19 protein-coding genes are annotated in these 20,925 nt (G+C 38.1%); 15 read left to right on the plus strand and 4 right to left on the minus strand.

Features of this window, described 5'->3' with window-relative positions; all coding sequences use genetic code 11:
- Positions 1-93 precede the first annotated feature (93 nt).
- Entirely contained in the window at positions 94-621 is a 528-nt protein-coding gene (locus DES38_RS05360; protein WP_146206355.1) for a hypothetical protein, read from the minus strand.
- Between the two features lie 195 nt (positions 622-816).
- On the opposite strand from DES38_RS05360, the gene corA reads away from it, so the two are divergent.
- The 7 genes from corA to DES38_RS05395 all read left to right on the plus strand — a co-directional run bounded on the left by corA (position 817) and on the right by DES38_RS05395 (position 6,559).
- On the plus strand, positions 817-1,875 hold the full coding sequence (gene corA / locus DES38_RS05365) for a magnesium/cobalt transporter CorA (protein WP_110251069.1): 1,059 nt from the start codon (positions 817-819) through the stop codon (positions 1,873-1,875).
- Between the two features lie 206 nt (positions 1,876-2,081).
- Positions 2,082-3,041, plus strand: a complete 960-nt coding sequence (gene msrA, locus DES38_RS05370) for a peptide-methionine (S)-S-oxide reductase MsrA (RefSeq protein WP_110251070.1) — start codon at positions 2,082-2,084, stop codon at positions 3,039-3,041.
- 431 nt (positions 3,042-3,472) lie between these two features.
- Positions 3,473-4,315: a GIY-YIG nuclease family protein gene (locus DES38_RS05375; protein WP_110251071.1), complete on the plus strand. Its 843-nt coding sequence runs from the start codon at positions 3,473-3,475 to the stop codon at positions 4,313-4,315.
- A 260-nt stretch (positions 4,316-4,575) separates the two neighbouring features.
- On the plus strand, positions 4,576-5,082 hold the full coding sequence (locus DES38_RS05380; protein ID WP_110251072.1) for a YehS family protein: 507 nt from the start codon (positions 4,576-4,578) through the stop codon (positions 5,080-5,082).
- Positions 5,083-5,430: 348 nt separating this feature from the next.
- The gene (locus tag DES38_RS05385) at positions 5,431-5,640 is read left to right on the plus strand and encodes a DUF6501 family protein (RefSeq protein WP_110251073.1); all 210 of its coding nucleotides are present in this window, start codon (positions 5,431-5,433) and stop codon (positions 5,638-5,640) included.
- Positions 5,641-5,724: 84 nt separating this feature from the next.
- Positions 5,725-6,264: a histidine phosphatase family protein gene (locus DES38_RS05390; protein WP_110251074.1), complete on the plus strand. Its 540-nt coding sequence runs from the start codon at positions 5,725-5,727 to the stop codon at positions 6,262-6,264.
- Positions 6,265-6,319: 55 nt separating this feature from the next.
- Entirely contained in the window at positions 6,320-6,559 is a 240-nt protein-coding gene (locus DES38_RS05395; RefSeq protein WP_110251075.1) for a ferredoxin family protein, read from the plus strand.
- Between the two features lie 78 nt (positions 6,560-6,637).
- Here the strand turns inward: DES38_RS05395 and DES38_RS05400 are convergent, their stop codons facing one another.
- Entirely contained in the window at positions 6,638-6,919 is a 282-nt protein-coding gene (locus DES38_RS05400) for an acylphosphatase (protein ID WP_110251076.1), read from the minus strand.
- Between the two features lie 158 nt (positions 6,920-7,077).
- Between DES38_RS05400 and DES38_RS05405 the strand changes: the two genes are divergently transcribed.
- Both DES38_RS05405 and DES38_RS05410 read left to right on the plus strand, forming a co-directional pair.
- The gene (locus DES38_RS05405; protein ID WP_245881961.1) at positions 7,078-8,070 is read left to right on the plus strand and encodes a peptidase U32 family protein; all 993 of its coding nucleotides are present in this window, start codon (positions 7,078-7,080) and stop codon (positions 8,068-8,070) included.
- 15 nt (positions 8,071-8,085) lie between these two features.
- Positions 8,086-9,312, plus strand: coding sequence for a peptidase U32 family protein (locus DES38_RS05410; RefSeq protein WP_110251078.1), 1,227 nt, complete (start codon positions 8,086-8,088; stop codon positions 9,310-9,312).
- A 304-nt stretch (positions 9,313-9,616) separates the two neighbouring features.
- On the opposite strand, the gene DES38_RS11975 is transcribed toward DES38_RS05410, so the two are convergent.
- Entirely contained in the window at positions 9,617-10,135 is a 519-nt protein-coding gene (locus tag DES38_RS11975; protein ID WP_170114343.1) for a DUF5412 family protein, read from the minus strand.
- Positions 10,136-10,491: 356 nt separating this feature from the next.
- On the opposite strand from DES38_RS11975, the gene DES38_RS05420 reads away from it, so the two are divergent.
- The 4 genes from DES38_RS05420 (at position 10,492) to DES38_RS05430 (ending at position 13,403) form a co-directional block, all read left to right on the plus strand.
- A complete protein-coding gene (locus tag DES38_RS05420) occupies positions 10,492-11,217 on the plus strand; it encodes a carotenoid biosynthesis protein (protein ID WP_170114344.1) in 726 nt (241 codons plus the stop codon).
- A gap of 596 nt (positions 11,218-11,813) precedes the next feature.
- Complete coding sequence (locus DES38_RS05425) at positions 11,814-12,215, plus strand: YbaN family protein (protein ID WP_110251080.1); 402 nt, start codon at positions 11,814-11,816, stop codon at positions 12,213-12,215.
- A 147-nt stretch (positions 12,216-12,362) separates the two neighbouring features.
- A complete protein-coding gene (locus DES38_RS12240) occupies positions 12,363-12,449 on the plus strand; it encodes a putative holin-like toxin (RefSeq protein ID WP_425450535.1) in 87 nt (28 codons plus the stop codon).
- A 471-nt stretch (positions 12,450-12,920) separates the two neighbouring features.
- On the plus strand, positions 12,921-13,403 hold the full coding sequence (locus DES38_RS05430; protein WP_245881962.1) for a MepB family protein: 483 nt from the start codon (positions 12,921-12,923) through the stop codon (positions 13,401-13,403).
- Between the two features lie 95 nt (positions 13,404-13,498).
- On the opposite strand, the gene DES38_RS05435 is transcribed toward DES38_RS05430, so the two are convergent.
- Entirely contained in the window at positions 13,499-15,295 is a 1,797-nt protein-coding gene (locus tag DES38_RS05435; RefSeq protein ID WP_110251081.1) for a methyl-accepting chemotaxis protein, read from the minus strand.
- A gap of 721 nt (positions 15,296-16,016) precedes the next feature.
- Here DES38_RS05435 and cas9 point away from each other — a divergent pair.
- Both cas9 and cas1 read left to right on the plus strand, forming a co-directional pair.
- A complete protein-coding gene (gene cas9, locus DES38_RS05440; RefSeq protein WP_110251082.1) occupies positions 16,017-20,042 on the plus strand; it encodes a type II CRISPR RNA-guided endonuclease Cas9 in 4,026 nt (1,341 codons plus the stop codon).
- 2 nt (positions 20,043-20,044) lie between these two features.
- On the plus strand, positions 20,045-20,917 hold the full coding sequence (cas1, locus tag DES38_RS05445) for a type II CRISPR-associated endonuclease Cas1 (RefSeq protein ID WP_110251083.1): 873 nt from the start codon (positions 20,045-20,047) through the stop codon (positions 20,915-20,917).
- The last annotated feature ends 8 nt before the right edge of the window (positions 20,918-20,925 follow it).

Below are 20,925 nucleotides of genomic sequence, written 5' to 3' on the forward strand. Positions count from 1 at the left end.
AATGATTTTGCATAAAAGACCCGTGCTTGAAAGGTAAGCGCACGGGTCTTTTTGATGTTTTCTCAGATGGAGAGGCTGGTATTAGAGCTATGTTTAATCATAAAACAATTCAACGGAATGAACGGGAAGGTTTTGGTTTTCGAAATCTACGTATGCTTGCTTCATCTCTGTAAAGTGAATCCAGTACTTGGCACCGATTCTGTAATCATCGGTAACGGTTTCAAAGGATTGAAAGGCAAACGCAGGTTCACCTAGTACTTCAACAACAGTTATAGCCGGATCATCTGTTTTTATAACCGTGAGCACGGGCATATCATCATATGCTGGATCTAGAATTGACATTTTACTAATCGAATCATAACCCATAATCCATTCGACTTGATCCGAGGCATACTCAAGTACGGCAACGTTTAATGCGTGATTCACGTCGGTAAACACATAAATATAATCGTGTTTAATTTGATAATTAATGATCGTGTGCGGCGGGTAGTCATGTTGGTTCATAACTGTTTTTATCTGTTCTTCTAAGCTCATACTCGCATCTGGTTGATCTGCTTCTCTCACATCGGTGCATCCGACTAAGAATAAAATGAAGCCGATACACACTAATAGGTTTTTCAAATAATCGCCTCGCTTTTATGGTGGTTTGCTTCCTTAGGGTCAGAGTATAAATCCTGTTTAGATAAGTTTAACATAACTTTCTAATCATTTTACACTTATGCGTTGTGTTTCGTGACATCACGGTTTTCAGTTCTAGTTATTCCGGATCAAATCATGTAAGATAAAGGAGTAAATACATAATCAAGGAGGTAGCCCGTGCATCTCAAAGACCCATTTAAATTAAGCGCACATAAGAAAGCAACAATAGGAGAACCACCAGGCACACTTAGTTATCGAGGTCCACATAATGATGTCAATGTTCAAATTGACGTCATCGAATATGATCAGGATCATTATGTTAAAAAACAACTGGCAAGTTTGGATGAACTTATTATCAAAGATAAAAAATATTGGATTAATATCACAGGTCTTCATGATATCGATTTGATTCGAGAAATTGGCGAAAAATTTCAAATTCATGATATGGATCTTGAAGATGTGGTGCACGTCTCCCAGCGCAGCAAGATCGAAATCAAAGAGGATTATCTGTTTTCCATATTCAAGATGATTTATCTTGCGGGTGATGAAGTAAAACATGAACACATCTCGATTTTTCTTAAAGAGAATTTACTCCTCTCTTTTCAAGAGCTACCTGGTGATGTTTTTGATACGGTTAGAAAAAGACTTAAAGAGGGCAATGAACGCACCAGGGAATTGGGCGTCGATTTTCTGTTTTATACGCTTATTGATGTACTTACGGACCACTACTACCCAGTAGTTAACACGTCCTATGCAGCGTTTAATGATGTGGAACTAAGCGCGCTTGAAGAAAACGAACCGGATATGAGTGAGATCTACAGACTGAGAAAAGAACTTTTATATATGGTTAATGCGGTTACACCGATCAAAGACGCAATCTATAATTTCACCAAAACTGAGAATCCTTATTTCAAAAAAGAGAGCATTCCTTATTATGCGGATGTGATTGATCACCTAAGCCAAATCAGCGATTCGCTTAAGTCTCATCGAGAGATGATTAATTCGCTTTACGAGATGCAAATGGCAAAAGTCAGTAATGAACTTAACAAAACAATGATGACCTTGACCACATTTTCTGTCATCTTTATCCCACTATCTTTTTTAGCGGGCATATTTGGAATGAACTTTACTCATTTTCCTGGGCTGAGGAGCCCTTATGGGATTTATGTCTTTGTCATCGTTTGTGGTGCGATCGCTTTTGGTATGCTGAGTTATTTTAAACGGAAAAAATGGTGATAATAAACAGGTGATGCTTGGGTCATTGGGTTTAAAAACAGAGATTTCAAGCAAAACCATTCCATGGAAATGCCTAGCTAGAGATGTTGAGCAGTTGTCTAGGGAGTGAAGAGGTATTGCGTGACATCGATGTTTTTTGTTTCTCTGAGTGTATTGGTTGGTATTAACACAAATATTCAGTAAAATGAGAGATAGGAGGGATGACAATGACAGAACAAATTGCAACATTCGCAGGTGGTTGTTTCTGGTGTATGGTCGAGCCATTTGACGAACAACCAGGTATTATTGACGTTGTTTCAGGTTACACAGGGGGCGATTTACCGAATCCAACCTATGAACAAGTCTGTTCCAACAAGACGGGCCATGTTGAAGCGGTCCAGATCACTTATGACCCAGCGATCTTTCCATATGAAAAGTTACTACGCTTGTTTTGGCAACAGATTGATCCTACGGATGATGGAGGTCAGTTCCATGATCGGGGCGATTCTTATCGCACCGCGATTTTTTACCATAACGATGAACAAAAACAGTTGGCCGAAGCATCAAAGCAACAACTTGATGAAGAAGGTCCGTTTACAGCGTCAGTAAAAACGCGTATTTTACCAGCAAAGCCGTTTTATCCGGCTGAAGATAAACATCAAGATTACTACAAGAAAAATGGTTTTCACTACCGTCTTTATAAAAAAGGCTCTGGACGAGAAGCTTTTATTCGTGACACGTGGAAAAAACAATACAGTGACGCGGAGTTAAAGAAGATCCTCTCGCCAATGAGCTATCATGTGATGAAAGAAGAAGGAACAGAACCACCGTTTAAGAATGCCTATCATGATAATACTGCTGCAGGTATTTATGTCGATCCGATTAGTGGCGAAGCACTATTCTCTTCAACCGACCAATATGATGCGGGTTGTGGTTGGCCAAGTTTCACAAAACCCATCCAGGCCAATGAGTTAGAAGAAAAAATGGATACTCGGCACGGCATGCGCCGAATTGAAGTGCGTACAAAAACATCAGATGCCCATTTAGGTCATGTCTTTGATGATGGACCAAAAGAAACGGGAGGGGCGCGTTACTGTATGAATTCAGCTGCGCTAAAATTCATTAAGAAAGAAGATTTAGAAGCAGAGGGTTACGGTGAGTATCTCCATCTGTTTAATAAAGAATAGTTGAATGCATACCGATGATTATCAAAGATAGATGAGCGTCAAATAAAGTCTAACTCACTCGCCTCCATGTGAGCAGTGGTTCATCGGTTTAATATCAAAGTAGTGAGAGCACCCTCCTGTTAATGAATGAGATCAGGCATTCATTAGGAAAAAGGTGCTCTCTCATAATTTGAATGATACTCATATTGAACGTGTTGCTGAAAAAATCAATGTGTTGATTGTGGATTCATATGATGACGTTTAAGGAATTTACAGCAGTTTCGCAAGGTGAGCTTTACTGGTATTACAACATTTGAAAACGTGCAACAGATGGTGCAAAGCGAATGGAGAGACCTTTTGGGGAAATTACTTAAGCTATGATATTGATGAACCATGAATACTTTCAATTTTTGAAGAGTGTTCATTTGTGAAAAATGGGGGTGAAGGGATAAGTGTTACTAGCTGATATTCTTCAATTAGAAGGATTCTTTAACAAAAACATTAAAGTTGTTAGACATACGACTAATAGAAAAGAGATTAAAAATCTCGTTGACTCGGGAGCATTTGAGCTATATCAATCCTACCAGAAGACAGATGTATTCAAAGATGCTGAATATATTATCACATTTAAAGGCATGGAAGGTAAGAAAGCTGTATTGCAAGGTGTCTATAAAGTGAATCAAGTTAAAGAGGCGACTAATTTACCTGAAACCCTTCAACCCATCATTGATTTAGAAAATTGGGGAACGGGACCATACTTCATGTATGACCTCATTAGAGATGATACTCTTGCTGACTTAGAAGAGCGGTTGGTTATTGATTGGGGAGGTTCTACAGTTTCATGGTGTCAGAAAAAAATTGATAAAGAAATCATTGAAATCCTACCAAGAGGGTATGCAAAGTCGTTTCTAAGTTATGAAAATGTACTTCTAGATTTTACTGAGCTAGAAAAGATTGTCCAGTACCCCGATGTGAACAAACAGTGGAGAACGATGCTTTCAAATGTGTATGGCGTCTATTTGCTGCTTGACACAACGACTGGCCAGCAATACATTGGTTCTGCTTACGGAAAAGAAGGGTTATGGGGCAGATGGAGGAATTATATTCAAACAAAGCATGGGGGTAATAAAATCCTGATTGAACTGTTGAGTGATGATCCATTACGATACAAGAAATTTAGATTTAGTATATTGAATGTTGTTCCAAATTCATCTTTAAGGGAAGAAGTCATACATCTTGAACAGCTAACAAAAGAAAAGTTGGGAACGCGAGTGTTTGGTTTGAATTCGAATTAAGAGATGAGTTCGAAGTTGAAAAACATAGTAGGTTCAAAGACATGCTAGTTGCATTAAAAAGAATAGGGATAGAGGAAAATAAAAGGACTGAAATACTGAGCGTAAATTGGATGATTTGTTTACTAGCGCTTTAAGATGGAGTCGATCCAATCAAATACTTTTTACTTTGCAAACTAGATGGATAACCTAGACGTGCGGATACATAAGGTGGTTCCTACATGCAATGAACGAAAGAAGTAGACAACTAACGGAGGTTTATCATGAATAATAATGATCTATTGGTAAGGTTAAGATATGCGCTTGATTTAAAAGATGAAGAAATGGTTGATATTTTTAAGCTTGGTGATTATCTGATTTCAAAAGAAACAGTACAACGTATGTTAACAAAAAGCAATCCTCAATCCAATCAAACAGACACCCATACAGAAAATGAGTATGAAATCGATTGTGATTACGAACAATTAAATGCTTTCTTAGACGGGTTAATTATTTTCAAACGTGGCCAACAAGACCAAGCGAAAAAAGCCCCGCAAAAGCAGGCCTTAACGGATGAGAATGTTAACAACGTTGTGCTAAAGAAAGTCAAGATTGCGCTGACACTTACAAGTGATGATATGCTTCAGCTTTTATCTGAAGCAGGGGTTAATATTTCAAGTAGTGAGCTAAGTGCTGTGCTAAGAAAAGAAGGTCACCGTAACTATAAACCTTGTGGGGACCGTTACGTGAGAAACTTCTTAAAAGGCTTAGCCCTTAAATACCGTCATTAAGTATAGTTTCTAGGTATCATGGTGTATTAGGTGATCAAAAATTAACGCGGTGTGTTCTTTTAGAACCGCCGTGTTTTTTGCTATTAAGCAGCACATTCGCATGACGTGTGGCAAAAAGAAGCATAGCTTGTTTTTGCTTTTGCTAGGACTGGTCATAACGCAGTGACGCGACGTATGCCTGATGGTTAAGGCATGAAATGCTAGGTACTGAGCTTGCGTTCATTGATAAGGCGACTAGTTAAGTAAATTTTTGCTTTGTTTTACTAAGTAACACTTATTTTTCAAGGGAAAACATGATAAAATAAACACGTGTATCAATTTTGAGTGAAAAAGGGGGCGTACGTTGCCGTGATTCATAAAGGGTGGGAACAAAGAGATACCATTAAACAAATCAAGTGTGTGCATGCCGACGCAAAGAAATTTGTCGTGGATAACATGTTGACACCAGGTAAAGTTTACGATGTAAAGAATGAAACCGATGAATTTTATTTCATCATTGATAACTCCAATCGTATCGGAGGCTTTCGGAAAAATTATTTTTCTGAAGAAATTGAATAGACGACGTTTTTTAAGGTGAATTTAAGGTAATAGATAAGGGTAAGTTAATTGTTATACGATACTAGCGCCTAGGGAGATGAGCTCATGAAAAAAATCGTTCTTGTTCGTCATTGTCATGCAGAAGGTCAACATAAAGATACCCCACTGACTAATTTAGGGGTGAACCAAGCCCGTCGTTTGGCTGAATACTTAGAAAAAGAAGAATTGTTTCCGAAAAAAGTAATCACAAGTCCTTACATGCGAGCAGTAGAAACCATTCGTCCTTATGCAAGAAAACATGATGTCAAAATTGAGCGAGATCCTCGCTTGCAAGAACGAATTTTGAGTGATGAGCCTGTTGATGATTGGATGGCAGTTGTAAAAGAATCCTTTGAAGACCCAAATTATAAGTTACCTGGTGGCGAATCAGCGACCGATGCTTTAAAGCGGTTTAAAACAGTGATTGACGAGGTTAATGAAGATGATGAGCCGGTTATTCTTGTTACGCATGGCAATCTCTTGGGTCTGTACTTACATGAAATTAACCCAGACTATAACTTTGGTGATTGGCAAGTCCTTAAAAATCCCGATGTTTTTATCGTCCATATTGATGGCGATCATAGAGAAGTAAATCACGTTTGGTAATTGCTCATGGGATAAGTGGGCAGTGAACTTAAAGTAGATAAGGAGGCGTAGCCGTATGGCATTTGTTATTACGTCAGGATGTATTGGTGAAAAAGCGGGAGAGTGTCAAGAAGTGTGTCCCGTAGACTGTATTGAAGAGGGCGATGAGATGTACTTTATCGACCCAGATATTTGTATTGATTGTGGCGCATGTGAAGCGGTATGTCCGGTTGATGCGATTTTCATGGAAGATGAAGTGCCAGAAGATGAGCACGAATATATCGCACTGAATCGTCAGTTTTTTGAAGAAAGCTAAAAAGTATGTCTTAGATCAATGCAACGAAAAGGCCGTATCCACTTATCGATGGACACGGTCTTTTGGTTTGTTTTTTTCTTAATGAATGACTTTGAATTCATTAAAACCTGATAATTCTTCAGTCACATCAATATCAACGTTTGTTACATCAGCACTAGGGCTAGGCCCTTCTTTTAAGTGATCAATCAGTTGATAGACTTTATCCACATCACCTTCGATTTCAACCTCAACTGAACCGTCCATTAAGTTCTTCACATAGCCAAACACACCGATTTCTTTCGCTTTCTTTTGTGTCATAAATCTAAACCCAACGCCTTGTACGCGTCCCTGTATGTTTAGGTGTGCATGCAACTGATCCATGCGCCATCACTCCTTTCTTAATAACTTTAGTTATATCTTACATTTCCCACTCAGACTCTTGATTAAACACAACTCATTTTTTTGTAGATCTGACCTTGATAGGTCGATACATTAAAAAGTTGAGTATTTATATTAAAAAGTTTAAATAGGTGTGATAAATGTCACAACTTATTTCGACTGTTTCCTTTATAATAACGATTAGACTGTATGTTGAGGTGACAAAAATGACAACTGAGTATCAACCAGAATTACAAGCAACAGCAAAAGATTTAGATGAAGCAAAACGTGTTTTAGCTGCCGGCGCCGATGCCGTATTTGTTGGGAATCAACAATTTGGAAACCGGATAGCTGGTGACTTCAGCATCGCAATGATAGAAGAAATTACGCAATTTGCCCACGAACTAGATAAAAAAGTTTATGTGATGGTCAATGCGATTTACCATAATGAGCATTTACAGACATTACCTGATTATTTGATTGCGATTAATGACATGCAGGTCGATGGTATCGTCGCGGGTGATCAATCGATTTATCAATTACTGCAAGATTTAGACGTGAGCCTGCCACTGATCTGGAACCCAGCAACATTATCAACCAATTACCAAACTTTACGGTTTTGGTCTGCGCGTGGTCTAAGACGGGCAGCATTATCCAATGAGTTACGCCTAGATGCGTCGATTGAGATTAAGCAACATCTTGACCGTGCCGTCGATATTCAAGTGCACGGTATGACCTGTATTTTCCAATCAAAACGCAAGTTAGTTAAGAATTATTATGATCATATTGATCGACCATATGATCCGGAAATCGAACGCTATATCCGAGAAGATAAAAAATCAGAAACCCATTATCCGATTTTTGAAGATAGCAACGGGACACACATTATGAGTACGGAAGATTTAATGATGATTGATTACCTGGATGAAATTTTAGCGGGTAAGATAGATGGATTGAAAATTGAAGGGTTATTGAAATCGACAGACTACAATGAACAAATCGTTAAAATATATCGCGAAGCTATCGATGCGTATTTAGATGACCCAGCTGTTTATCAAATGAAAAAAGCCGGGTATCGTCAAGCAATCTATCAAATCCAACCAGACGCACGTAAGTTAAACACGGGCTTCTACTTTAAAGAACAGATTTATTAAAAAGGGGTAAGGAAAATGCAGAAACTTAAACAAAAACCAGAGTTACTTGCCCCGGCAGGTAACCTAGAAAAATTAAAATTTGCTATCCATTACGGCGCGGATGCGGTCTATATTGGTGGAAAACAGTTCGGCTTACGGTCAAATGCGGGAAACTTCACTTTTGAGGAAATGGCTGAAGGCGTTGCCTTTGCGAAACAATACAATGCGAAAGTTTATGTGGCGACAAACATCATTGCCCATAACGAAAATTTAGCGGGTGCCGCTGACTACTTCAAGAAACTTTACGAAATAGGGATTTCAGCTGTCATCGCCGCTGATCCTGCGCTCATTCAGGCATGTAAAGAAGCAGCACCAGACCTTGAGGTCCACATTTCGACGCAAGCTTCGATTGCTAACTGGAAGACCGCTGAGTTCTGGAAGAACGAAGGCTCACCACGGGTCGTGTTAGCACGCGAAGTATCTGTGGCAGAAATTCGTGAAATGAAAGAAAAAGTGGACATTGAAATCGAAGCGTTTATTCATGGGGCCATGTGTATTTCCTATTCGGGTCGCTGCGTTCTAAGCAACCATATGACTTCACGTGATGCGAATCGTGGTGGCTGTGCGCAGTCATGTCGTTGGAAGTATGATTTATTCGAAAACGGCGTTGAAACCGACACAGAAGTCTCAGAAGAAGCAGAGGAACTCTATACAATGAGCTCGCAAGATTTAAGTATGGTTGAACATTTACCTGATTTAATCGAGGCGGGTGTGGATTCACTGAAAATTGAAGGACGGATGAAGTCGATTCACTATGTTGCAACAGTAGTTAACGTCTACCGCACAATTATTGATGCTTATTTTGAAGACCCTGATAATTATCAGTTGAAACAGGAATGGGTCGATGAAATTTGGAAAGCTGCTCAGCGCAACCTTTCAACGGCATTTTATTACGGTGAACCGACCTCCAAAGATCAATTATATGGGAAACCAGAGCGTCTACCGAAATATGATTTCGCAGGACTTGTCTTAGATTATGACGCCACAACACAAATCGCCACCATTCAACAGCGTAACAACTTTGGTGTGGGAGATGACGTCGAGTTCTTTGGCCCGAACTTTCATCATTTCAAGCAAACAATCACCGAATTGTATGATGAAAAAGGCGAACCCCTTGAACGGGCAAAACATGCGATGATGATCACGAAAGTAAAAGTAGACCAACCTGTTGTCTATTTAGAAATGATGCGCAAACAAAAATAATCACTTTTAAAAACGCCTAAGTCAGTGACTTAGGCGTTTTTAGTGATCAAGTCTATGGGAACGCTTGGGCCCTCTCGCTTGCTAGAAAGCAGACTGGCCTGCATAAATTAATGACAACTAAGGCAACACCTGACGGTCCACACGCGTATTTGCTTCTGTGTCAGGCGGGACTAATAGCTCTTTTAAACCCTTAGCAAACGCTACTCATTCACTAAGGGTTTGCATCAAGCTAGGAGTTTTTAAACATAGGATGAAGACTCGTGTTGCTCTGTTTATAATGCTATCAGAAAAAAGAGAGATCTAGCTAGTCTCGGAACGTGTTGCCTTTACTCAAATCAAGTAAATGATTGTTAATGCTTACCACATGCTCGCTCTGCCATTCTACCTCGATGCTATCCTGATTATTATCATGGTAGAGGTTCTTTTTAAACCACAATGGCCCGTTTAATACGCCTTGTACAGATAGTGAACTAGCCGCACCACCATTAAGTGTGTAAAATTCGATCGTATAGGTTGAACCGGGTGATTGTGAAGTAACAATCGCTTCTTTTGCATACACATTCACGAATAGTCCGAGTATGAGGGTGACAGAAAGAATGCAGGAAAAAAATATACTCAGCCAGCTTCTGATACGTGCAGCTTTACTTGTTTTATCTCTAAATCCAAGTAATCCAATAATCAAGGTGAGAAGTGAGAGGAAAAACAACACAAGTACAGGTGGAGCAATTGACCAAATTTGATTAATTGAAGCATAATATGCATGAATAGAAACGATTAAGAGGAAGATGGACGAATAGAATGCCCAATAATTATACTTTTTCATCAAAAAATCACCCCCTTATTCGCTATTAAAATCATCAACACTGTGAAGGGTTTTATGATCTTAATTAATGTTTGAATAGTTAAGACTAGCTTAATTTTATAATGACATTAGTCGAGTTTAACATATTTTTTTAGTTCATTGCATTAACTTTCAAATTGGATGGTTCACACGGTTGAATCTTAATAAGTACAACTATTGAAATAACTGAAAGTAGACGAAACCATTTAATCGTGGTGTCATAGACTTACCATCATTGATCGATTTAGATATTGTTCATACGATGAAGGTTAAGAATGCTTAGATAGGGTATAGTAGCCTAAGTAGTTATACGTATCGTATACATGGGAGGTTTCTCGATGAAAAACCCAATTATATTGCCGTTATTTCTCATCTGGTATACCATAGGTTTTATGCTTCAAGTGTTCTTTACTGTACCGGAGGATTTAGCCTTTTCTAAACCTATCTTTTTGATCTTATATGGTTTAAGCATGATTGAATTTCTGTGGCGGTATCAACGACGTGATCGACGGTTACTTATTGGTTTAGGAATTGTTGCTTTATCAACGTTCTTTATTGAGGTATTAAGCGTTGAAACTGGTTTTCCATTCGGTGATTATGATTACTATTCAACACTCGGCCCCCGCATTCTCGGTGTTCCTTTCACCATTGCCTTAGCTTGGGTTGGTGTGTTATTAAATGCGTTATTATTGTCCTCACAACAAAATAAGTGGTTGCGTGCACTTGAAACAGGCTTTTGGATTGTGATCATGGATTTGATTTTAGATCCGGTGGCTGTCTTTGAACATTACTGGGTGTGGAGTCAACCGGGATCATTTAGTTATTTTGGTATTCCCATCACCAATTTTATTAGCTGGTTTATTGTGGGTGCCTTGTTGAGTTTATTGTTTCCGTTATACAAACGTTCTGCTCAAATGCATCGCGCGGTTATCTTTGTCTTTCAACTGATGTTGTTTTTATTTGGCATGCTTAGTGTTCGTCATGGTGAGTTTATCATTGGTGCCATGAGCTTAAGCTTTATTGCGTTAGTGGAGGGAAAGTTTCGCTACGCTATCCGAAAATAAAAGGGCGTCAGTTTCGTCAGTGGTTTTACACATTTGAAGGAACGTTTCAGTGGGACGTTTTGACAGCTTGACGTTTGGAGAAGCCGTAAACGTTTGAGACAACTCAGATGTTGAGAGGATGGGTTTGGTCAATGAAACAAACCCTTATTGTTGGTGCTGGCCTTGGTGGTCTAAGTGCCGTAATTAAATTAGCTTATGCTGGTCAGGCAAGTGGCCATTTTGGAGAAGGAAAGTGAAGTAAGGAGGAGAAGAATCGCCTTTGGGCAAGCGCTGGCTTACTTACTGCATGTCATCGATTGCTTTTTCTCAAGCTTTTTTTAAGGTAGCTAAAAAAAAGCCTAGATATGATCAGTTATACTTTGTCGCTAGATCGATACATCCTGGCGGTTAGGTACTACTTGTTACATGCTCAGGACAACTTGTTGCAGATGATGGATTAAAACACAGTCAACCATGATAAGCGGTTGACTGTGTTTGCTCTTGTTGTTATCTCAGACAAAAAATAATGAGCACAGCTTTTACTTTTTAACGTTGTAAGCTAAAATAAAGAGACAGTTAGATAAATCATTACAGATAAATGAAGGTGAGGCAGTTCGATGTTTTTAAAAGCAATATATATAATCATGGGGTCAATTTCCCTTGTTCTGGGTGTGATCGGCATGGTGTTGCCGGTATTACCAACAACGCCATTTCTTTTACTTACAGCCTACTTCTATGTGCGAAGTTCTCAGCGTTTGCATCGATGGTTGCTTAATCATCGAATATTTGGCGCGTATATTCGTAACTACATTAAATACCGTGCCATTCCAAAGCGGACAAAACAACTGGCAATCGTATTACTTTGGGTGTCAATGACGCTCACATTATTGATTGTACCTTTAGTTGCCGTAAGGGTAATGCTTATCATCATCGCAAGTATTGTAACTTTCTATATCTTTAATTTACGCACGTTAACTGCAACCGTTATTGAACAAAGGAATAGCGGGGATAGGGAATAAGAATGAGGATTTAACGGGTACGAAAATACGTTCGCATTCGACTGGATTCAATGCCACGTAGTATGTTATAATTTTACCAATAGATTTACTAACTCATGGGCGGTTCAGTACTCACCCTACCTTTTCTTCGAAAGGGGGTGATGCTGCATGACGGTATTTGAAACGTTAACCATCATGATTAATTTTTCTGTGTTGATCGTTGCAGTACTTGCCGTTAACAACACAAAAAAATAATCCGCCTATGAGTTTGAGACCTCGGCGGATTATTATGTCGATGTACTGACCCCCTTGAAGGGAGTAAGTCTATTATGCTGTTAGTGTTGGCGCACTAGCAGCTTTTTTTATGGTAATGCATACGTTTTGAAATCACTCAATTGATTGTGTGAACGAGTTTCTATAGTTAGATTATAACGAATGTATATCATGAAAACAACTATTTTGTAATCGAAAGAGAGATCGATTGATTTATTTTTAGACCACGGGGCATCACATGCGATGAATATCGTGTTTACACGAATGAAATGATTAGTTGCTTTGTTAAAGGTAGCAAGATAAATCGGATGCAGAATTACCAAGAAGATTTTTTAATAAGTAAGCACTATATTTTTGTTTAATGTCAACATCATCTAACTGAAGAGAAGGTGTCAGTTATTTAGAAGCTAAAAGCTATTAAAAGATAAAAAAATATGAATGGGGCGTACTTAAGTGGATTCTGAAAAGTTATTATTAGAAATGTTTCGAGACATCGAGGATCTTGATCTTTCTATAAAGGGTTATGAAGACCAAAATAAAGATTATGAAGCGATCCTAGTGGAAATTAATCAAACGTTATACCGGTGTCGACGCGCTAAATTAACACCAAAGAAAAAAGGTTACTTTGTGGCACTGTGGGAAAAGAATAAATTTAATAAGAATCAAACTTATAATGATCAGAATATGCCTGGAAAACTAATCATCACTGTGATCGACGGTCCTCAAATCGGTCTGTTTATTATTCCAAGGTGGACCTTAATAGAAAAAGGTATTTTACAAACTGCGAGTCAAAAAGGAAAGATGGCATTTAGAATTTATCCGCCGTGGTCGAAAGATTTAAATGATACGGCCAGTCAAACACAGACGTGGCAACTTGATTATTTTATTGACTTGTCAGATGTGGTTGATGCTAAAAAAATCCGGCAATTAATATAGCTAATTAAATAAAAGAGGGTGGATCCTCTAACGTGGTGATAAAACCCGTCTTCATGAAAGCGAAAGACGGGTTAAATCAATTATTGCTAATAACTCTATAGCTTATACATCGACAAGTAATTCTTAAATTCATCAGTAATTGCCTTAAAGTCGTCTATGCCAGCAGTTAATTTTTCGATTTCCGATGAATAGCTTGTAACATTTGAGCTTACTTCTTCAGTTGATGCTGAATTTTCAACAGCAATAGCAGCCAAAGACTCAATTGTGGTAAATAGTTGACCGATTTTAACAGATTGCTCTTTTAATTCAGTTGCCGAGGCAAGCATTTTATCGCTAACCGTCTCAATCTTCCCATAAGAAGACTCAGTTTGACTGATCGCATCTTTAATCGATTGACTTTCACCTTGGATCACATCGTGTTGTTCAGTTAAGTTATCGACCATCGTATCCATATCACCGAGAAACCCGTAGATATTTTGTTTGATTTTGTCTGCGGCTGTTTCAGACTGGTTAGCAAGTTTTCGTACTTCACCAGCAACAACGTTAAACCCTTTGCCCATTTCTCCGGCTCTTGCAGCCTCAATGGATGCATTTAAGGCGAGAAGGTTTGTTTGGTAACTGATATCAGAAACAAAATTCGCAATTTCTTCAATTTCTTTACCTTTTTCTTTAAGATTGATGCTTTCATTTTTCACCTGTTCAAACGATGTAAGAATACGTGTCAAGCGGTTAACCGTATGATTTAACCCTGAGAACGAGGATTGAATCATTGTCAAAGCTGCTTCAAGTTCTGTTTTATTTTGATTTTCTTGAGCGGAAATGGATTGAATGCTATCAATGTTCTGTTGTAATAACGTTACACTCTGTTCAGTTTCATCGGCTTGTGTAGTTGCGGTTTGAGCAAGTTCTTCAACGACACCAGCGATGTCTTTACTTGTGTCGTCCATAGTAGTAGAAATTTCTCTTAATGTTACACTAAAGCCCTGCATTTCTTCTGTCATGCTGTTAAAACCGATGAAATCTTCTTGGACATTAGCTTTATATGTATTCAAGCGTTCGTGAATCGTTTGGTACATATCACGACCACTGTTAATTTCAGTCGTAACCATGAACTCTTTATCAGTCAAACTGTCAAGCTCTTCATAGATGGCCTGTAATGGTCTTTGTAAACCCTTAAAAGCGAACCACCCAGCTGCAGCTGTTACCCCTGGTGCAATTAAGTACGCAAAGGGAAGATTTCTAGTGAAAAAAGCAGTAATAAAACCAATGATTATGGCGAAAAGTGTTGCTTTTGTGCCCACATCTTTAATAAATCCAAAGGATAAAAGTTGGTTAAAACGATATTTTTTACGTTTACGCACTTCATAAGGGAACGTTAATTGAACCACCATTTCATCAGCTGTCCGTGACTGTTCTACTACTTGCATATCTTCGTTAAAATGTTCTTTCGCGCCTTCTAATAGTCCGTGAAGGTAACTAAACATTCCGCGCTTGGAACGGTAGGTAAGTAGGACTTGATGCTTACTAATGATTTTCATATCTAAGATGGGTGGTTTTGAACCAGCAATCCGTTTTCGCACGACTTGATGGACATCATTCATGGAATCTAGAAATTGATAAAGGTTTGGCTTTCTAAAGAAAGCACCATAACCTTCATAAAATGCTTGGATGTTATCTTTACCAATAGCGCGCCATAATTCTGACTCACTGATTGAGAAGTGATTAGCGATTCCTTTGGTAAATGCAATAACTTTATCATCACTAATATCATCAAGCGGGGAGATTGGCTTGCTTGGATCCATATCGGCTTGTCTCATTTTCTCATTAACAATGTCTTCTGGGTATAAACGCTTAAGTGTTTTTATCCATGTACCTACAACTGTTCCTTTCATTAACAAACGCCTCCTAAATATCAGCGCTCATCTTTAAAGGAGATAAATGCGCTAATCCTTATTATATAGTGTATCGGTAAGGATAACAATTAAATGTTTGTAAATATAAAACGACAATTTTATGAACATTTCAAATATTAGGTTGAATAGGATTTCTATATCCAAATACCTAGGTCATTTAATGCGCATTCGGATATAGATGAAATGAAATTATGTTTAGTCTCCATATGCGAATCTAGGCTATTAGTGAAAGCAGGGCTAAATTTTTTTATGTCATTCAATCGAACGCCATTGGTCAAAACATTAAGTAAGCGATAATCGTTCCTTAGCTCCTCATTACATAAAAGTTAAACTGTCCTAAATATCAAAAACCAACCAGCTTTCAATTAAAAATTGAAAATCGGTTGGTTTTTGATTAATAAATTTGGTTTAAATTTGAAAACTATTTGAAAATAATTGGAATTGTGATACGATAAATATAGTTACATAGTCATGTGTGATTTCAAGATAACTGTGCAAGTTAACTACATCATATATAAAAAAGCGAAAAAAAAAAAGCGCCGAGACAGCGCAACTTTTCAGTTGATTTCGGACAAAGCCTTATTTTAACTCGCCATGTTGAATTGAATAATTCCAACACATATATTGTAGCAAACAAAAACAATTTTGAAAAGGCTTTTTTAAAAATCGGTTGGATTTCACAATAAAGGAGAGATTCTGGATGAAAAAGCAGTACACGATTGGCCTTGATATCGGAACAAACAGTGTCGGGTGGGCAGTGACAAGAGACGATCATGACCTGATTAGAAGACGAATGAAAATTAATGGTGATCATGATAAAGGATCGATGAAGAAAAACTTTTGGGGTGTTCGACTATTCGATGAAGGTGTTACTGCAGAAGAACGCCGTGTAAACCGAACAACGCGACGTCGTCTGCGCCGACGTAAAAACCGCCTGCATTATTTACAGACCTTCTTTATGGATGACATGCAAAAAGTCGATAAAAACTTCTTCCAACGTCTTACAGAAAGTTTTCTTGTTCCGATGGATAAAGATCATGACCGTCATCCGGTTTTCGGTACGATGACAGAAGATATTGCCTATTATAAACAGTTTCCAACCATTTATCACTTACGAAAATATTTAGTAGATAGCAATGAACAAGCAGATCTTCGCTTAGTTTACTTAGCACTTGCGCATATCATTAAGTTCCGCGGGCATTTTCTTATCGAAGGCGAGTTAAGCACGGAACATGCATCAAATGATGCGGTCGGAGAGACGTTTAAAGCCTTTCTCCACCTCTATAACCAAGCCTTCCATCTGCAACCTGATGACACTTACATTAATCGGATTCCAGAAGGATTATCTGTTGAAGCGGAATTAACGGCTAAAGTATCGAAATCAAGAAAAGCAGAACGTGTCGTACATAAAGTTGAGACAGAAAAGTCAAACGGGACGTTCCATCAATTTTTGAAATTAATTGTTGGGAATCAAGGGAATTTCAAAAAGCCGTTTTCACTTGAAGAAGACCGCAAATTAGACATGGGAAAAGAAGCGTACGAAGAAGATGTTGAGAGCTTGCTTTCAGAAATCGGTGAAGATTACCGAGAGCTGTTCCTTGCTGCTAAAGATGTTCATGACGCGATTGAGTTATCTGGCATTTTAGACGGAGCTGAACCGAATACAAAAGCACCGCTGTCGAGTTCAATGATCGCACGCTACGCTGAACATAAACAAGACTTACAGGCACTGAAAACGCTAGTGAAAGCCGAGCTACCAGAGCGCTCTTTTGATATCTTTAGAAATAAAGCAACGGATGGTTACGCTGGTTATATTGAAGGTAAAACAACCGAAGAAAACTTTTATAAATTTATGAAAAAAGAATTAAGTAAAGCAGATGGATCCGAGGCCTTTATTAAAAAAATCGATGAAGAACGTTTCCTTAGAAAACAACGGACGTATGATAATGGGGTCATTCCTCATCAAATCCATTTACACGAACTAAAAACAATCATCGAAAAACAAGGACGGTTCTACCCGTTCTTATTAGAAAATAAAGGGAAGATTGAATCGCTTGTAACATTTCGCATTCCCTATTATGTTGGTCCACTCGCAAAAACAAAAGGCCAAAGTGAGTTTGCCTGGATGGAACGTAAAGGCAGTGAAGCAGTTAGACCGTGGAATATAAAAGATGAGGTAAATCTTGTTGGTTCAGCTGAGCAGTTTATTGAAAAACTGACGAACGATGACACGTATTTACCTGGAGAAAAAGTGTTACCCAAACATAGTTTGTTGTTGCAGAAGTTTAATGTATTCAATGAATTGACGAAAGTAAGATACTCAGACGACCAGGGGCAAATATGTAACTTTTCAAGCGAAGAAAAACGAGATATTTATCAAAACCTGTTTAAAGGGCATCGCACAGTCTCACTTAAAGTATTTGAGGATTATTTAAGAAATGACTATCTACTTGAGAACCCGAAAGTGCAGGGGATTGAGAAGAAATTTAATGCGTCATTAAAAACCTATCATGACTTGTTAAAACTAAATATTTCTCGTGACATCTTAGATAATGAGAAATATGCGAATCGACTTGAAGACTTAGTTAAAATTTTAACCGTTTTTGAAGACCGAGAAATGATTCGTAAACAACTCGAATCGTTTAGTGATTTGTTTGATCAAGCAACGCTTAAGAAGTTAGAGCGTCGCCATTATACCGGATGGGGAAGATTATCAGCAAAACTGATCCACGGTATAAAAGATGAACAGACGCAAAAGACGATTCTTGACTATTTAGTCGAAGATGATCGTCCGAAGAAAAATATTAACCGCAACTTCATGCAACTGATCAATGATGATGACGTGTCGTTTAAAAAGACGATTGAAGAAGCACGTCTCAATCTCGAGTCAAATGATTTAAAAGACGCGGTTGATCAAATCCCTGGTAGCCCAGCGATTAAGAAAGGGATCTTGCAGAGCTTAAAGATTGTTGATGAGATTGTTGAGATTATGGGGTATGAGCCAGAATCGATTGTGATCGAAATGGCACGTGAGAACCAAACAACGTCTCAAGGGCAACGAAATGCAAAAGAACGTTTAAAGAACGTTGAAGGTGCGTTAAAAGAACTTAAAAGTGACTTACTGAAAAAACATCCGGTCGATCAAGACATGCTTAAAAATGATCGCTTATATCTTTACTACCTTCAAAACGGCAGAGATATGTATACCAATCAAGAACTCGATATTAATAAATTATCGAATTATGATATTGACCACATTATCCCGAGAAGTTTCACGACAGATAATTCGATTGATAACCGCGTATTAGTATCGTCTAAATTAAATCGTGGCAAATCAGATAATGTCCCGAATAAAGATGTGGTCCGCAACATGAAGCCTTATTGGACTTCGCTTTATCGCTCAAAACTCATCAGCAAGCGTAAATTTGAGAATCTCACGAAAGCAGAGCGCGGGGGACTAACAGACGATGATAAAGCGGGATTCATTAGAAGGCAACTCGTTGAAACACAGCAAATAACAAAGCATGTCGCAAGCATCTTGCATCAACGTTATAACAATCCTGAGTTAGATGAACCAGCCGTTAAAATTGTGACATTAAAGTCCGCGTTAACGAGTCAGTTTAGACAAGCCTTTGGTTTATATAAAGTCCGGGAAATCAATGATTATCACCATGCGCATGATGCCTATTTAAATGCGGTAGTAGCTCGGTTACTCATGAGAGTATATCCGCAGCTCATACCTGACTTTGTCTATGGGGAATATCGTAAAACAAGTGCGTTTAAAGAAAATAAAGCAACGGCGAAAAAGCAATTTTACACGAACTTAATTGAGCGATTCAGTAAAGAAGATAAACTGCCTGATGAAAATGGAGAAATCGCCTGGAATAAATCGAGGGATTTAGCTAAGATTAATCGTGTATTGAATTATCATCAGATGAATATTGCGAAGAAAGTTGAAGTTCAAACTGGAAACTTCTCTAAAGCAACAGTACAACCAATGGGGAATTCCAATAAATTAATTCCACGAAAAAATGATTGGGACCCTAAAAAATATGGTGGTTTTGATAGTCCTAATGTGGCCTATTCTGTTATTTTCACTTATGAAAAAGGCAAACAGAACAAAGTAATGAAAGATATCATTGGAATCACTATTATGGATCAGCAATTATTTGAAGCGGATCAGATCAAATATCTTGAAAGTAAGGGCTACAACAATCCTCAGGTTGCTTTCAAACTGCCTAAATATGCATTATTTGAGTTAGAGAATAAAAGACATCGTCTTTTAGCGAGTGCAAATGAAACACAGAAAGGAAATCAAATGGTGTTACCAAGTCATTTAGTGACATTGCTTTATCATTGTAGAAGATATATTGATTCGTCATTTAAAAATGTTGATCATGAAATGTATATAGAGAGTCATAAAGAGCAATTTAAAGAGTTACTTGATGACGTGCTCAATTTTAGCCGTCAGTATATACTTGCAGCAGCGAATGATAAAAAAATTACCGATGTTTTCAAGCGTGCATTTGATCAGGCAGAAGCTAGTCATTTGGCCACGTCGTTTATCAACTTAATGGATTATAATAAAATGGGAGCACCGTCGGCATTTACTTTCTTTGAAACGAAAATCGATCGTAAACGCTATACCAGTGTTAAAGAGCTATTAGATGCGACGATTATTTTCCAATCAGTTACCGGCCTATACGAAACAAGAAAAGAGGTCTAAGTATGGGGTGGCGAACAGTTGTAGTCAATCAACATTCAAAACTGGCTTATAAAAATAACGCGTTACTGTTTAAAACCTCTGAAAAGCAAGAAGTGATCCACTTATCAGAGATTGATATCTTGATACTTGAGACAACAGATATAACGTTAACAACGATGTTGTTAAAACGCTTAGTAGATGAGAATATTCTGGTGATATTCTGTGATGACAAACGTTTACCATCCGCAAAATTGATGCCTTATTTTGGTAGACATGATAGTAGTCTGCAACTTGCAAAACAAGTCGTGTGGGAAGAAGAAAAAAGACAAACGGTTTGGACGGAGATTATTGCGCAAAAAATTCTCAATCAACATCTTTATTTAAGGGAAATTGAGCATTATGAGAAGTCGCAATCGATTTTAAGTTTATATGACGGATTGGAGTTGTTTGATCCGACGAATCGTGAAGGTCATGCGGCGCGAATATATTTTCAATCGCTATTCGATAACTCATTCTCTCGTGAACTAAAGATGACAATAAACGCTGCATTAGATTATGGATATACACTGCTGCTCAGCGTGTTTGCGCGTGAGATCGTGAAGGCGGGTTGTTTAACGCAAATCGGCATGAAACACGTGAATCAGTTTAATGATTTTAATTTAGCAAGTGACATTATGGAACCATTCCGACCATTAGTGGACCAAATTGTCTTTGAGCATAGAGACAAAGAGTTCATGCAGATCAAGCGACAACTCTTTAAGCTGTTTACGAATAACTACGTCTATAATTTCCAACAAATGTACTTGACGAATATCGTGCAAGACTATACGAAAAAAGTCATTAAAGTACTAAATGGTGAAGCGGAACTAACTGATATTCCCGTGTTCAAGGTATGAGTTATCGC

Source organism: Streptohalobacillus salinus (assembly GCF_003201605.1).
GTDB lineage: Bacteria > Bacillota > Bacilli > Bacillales > Amphibacillaceae > Streptohalobacillus > Streptohalobacillus salinus.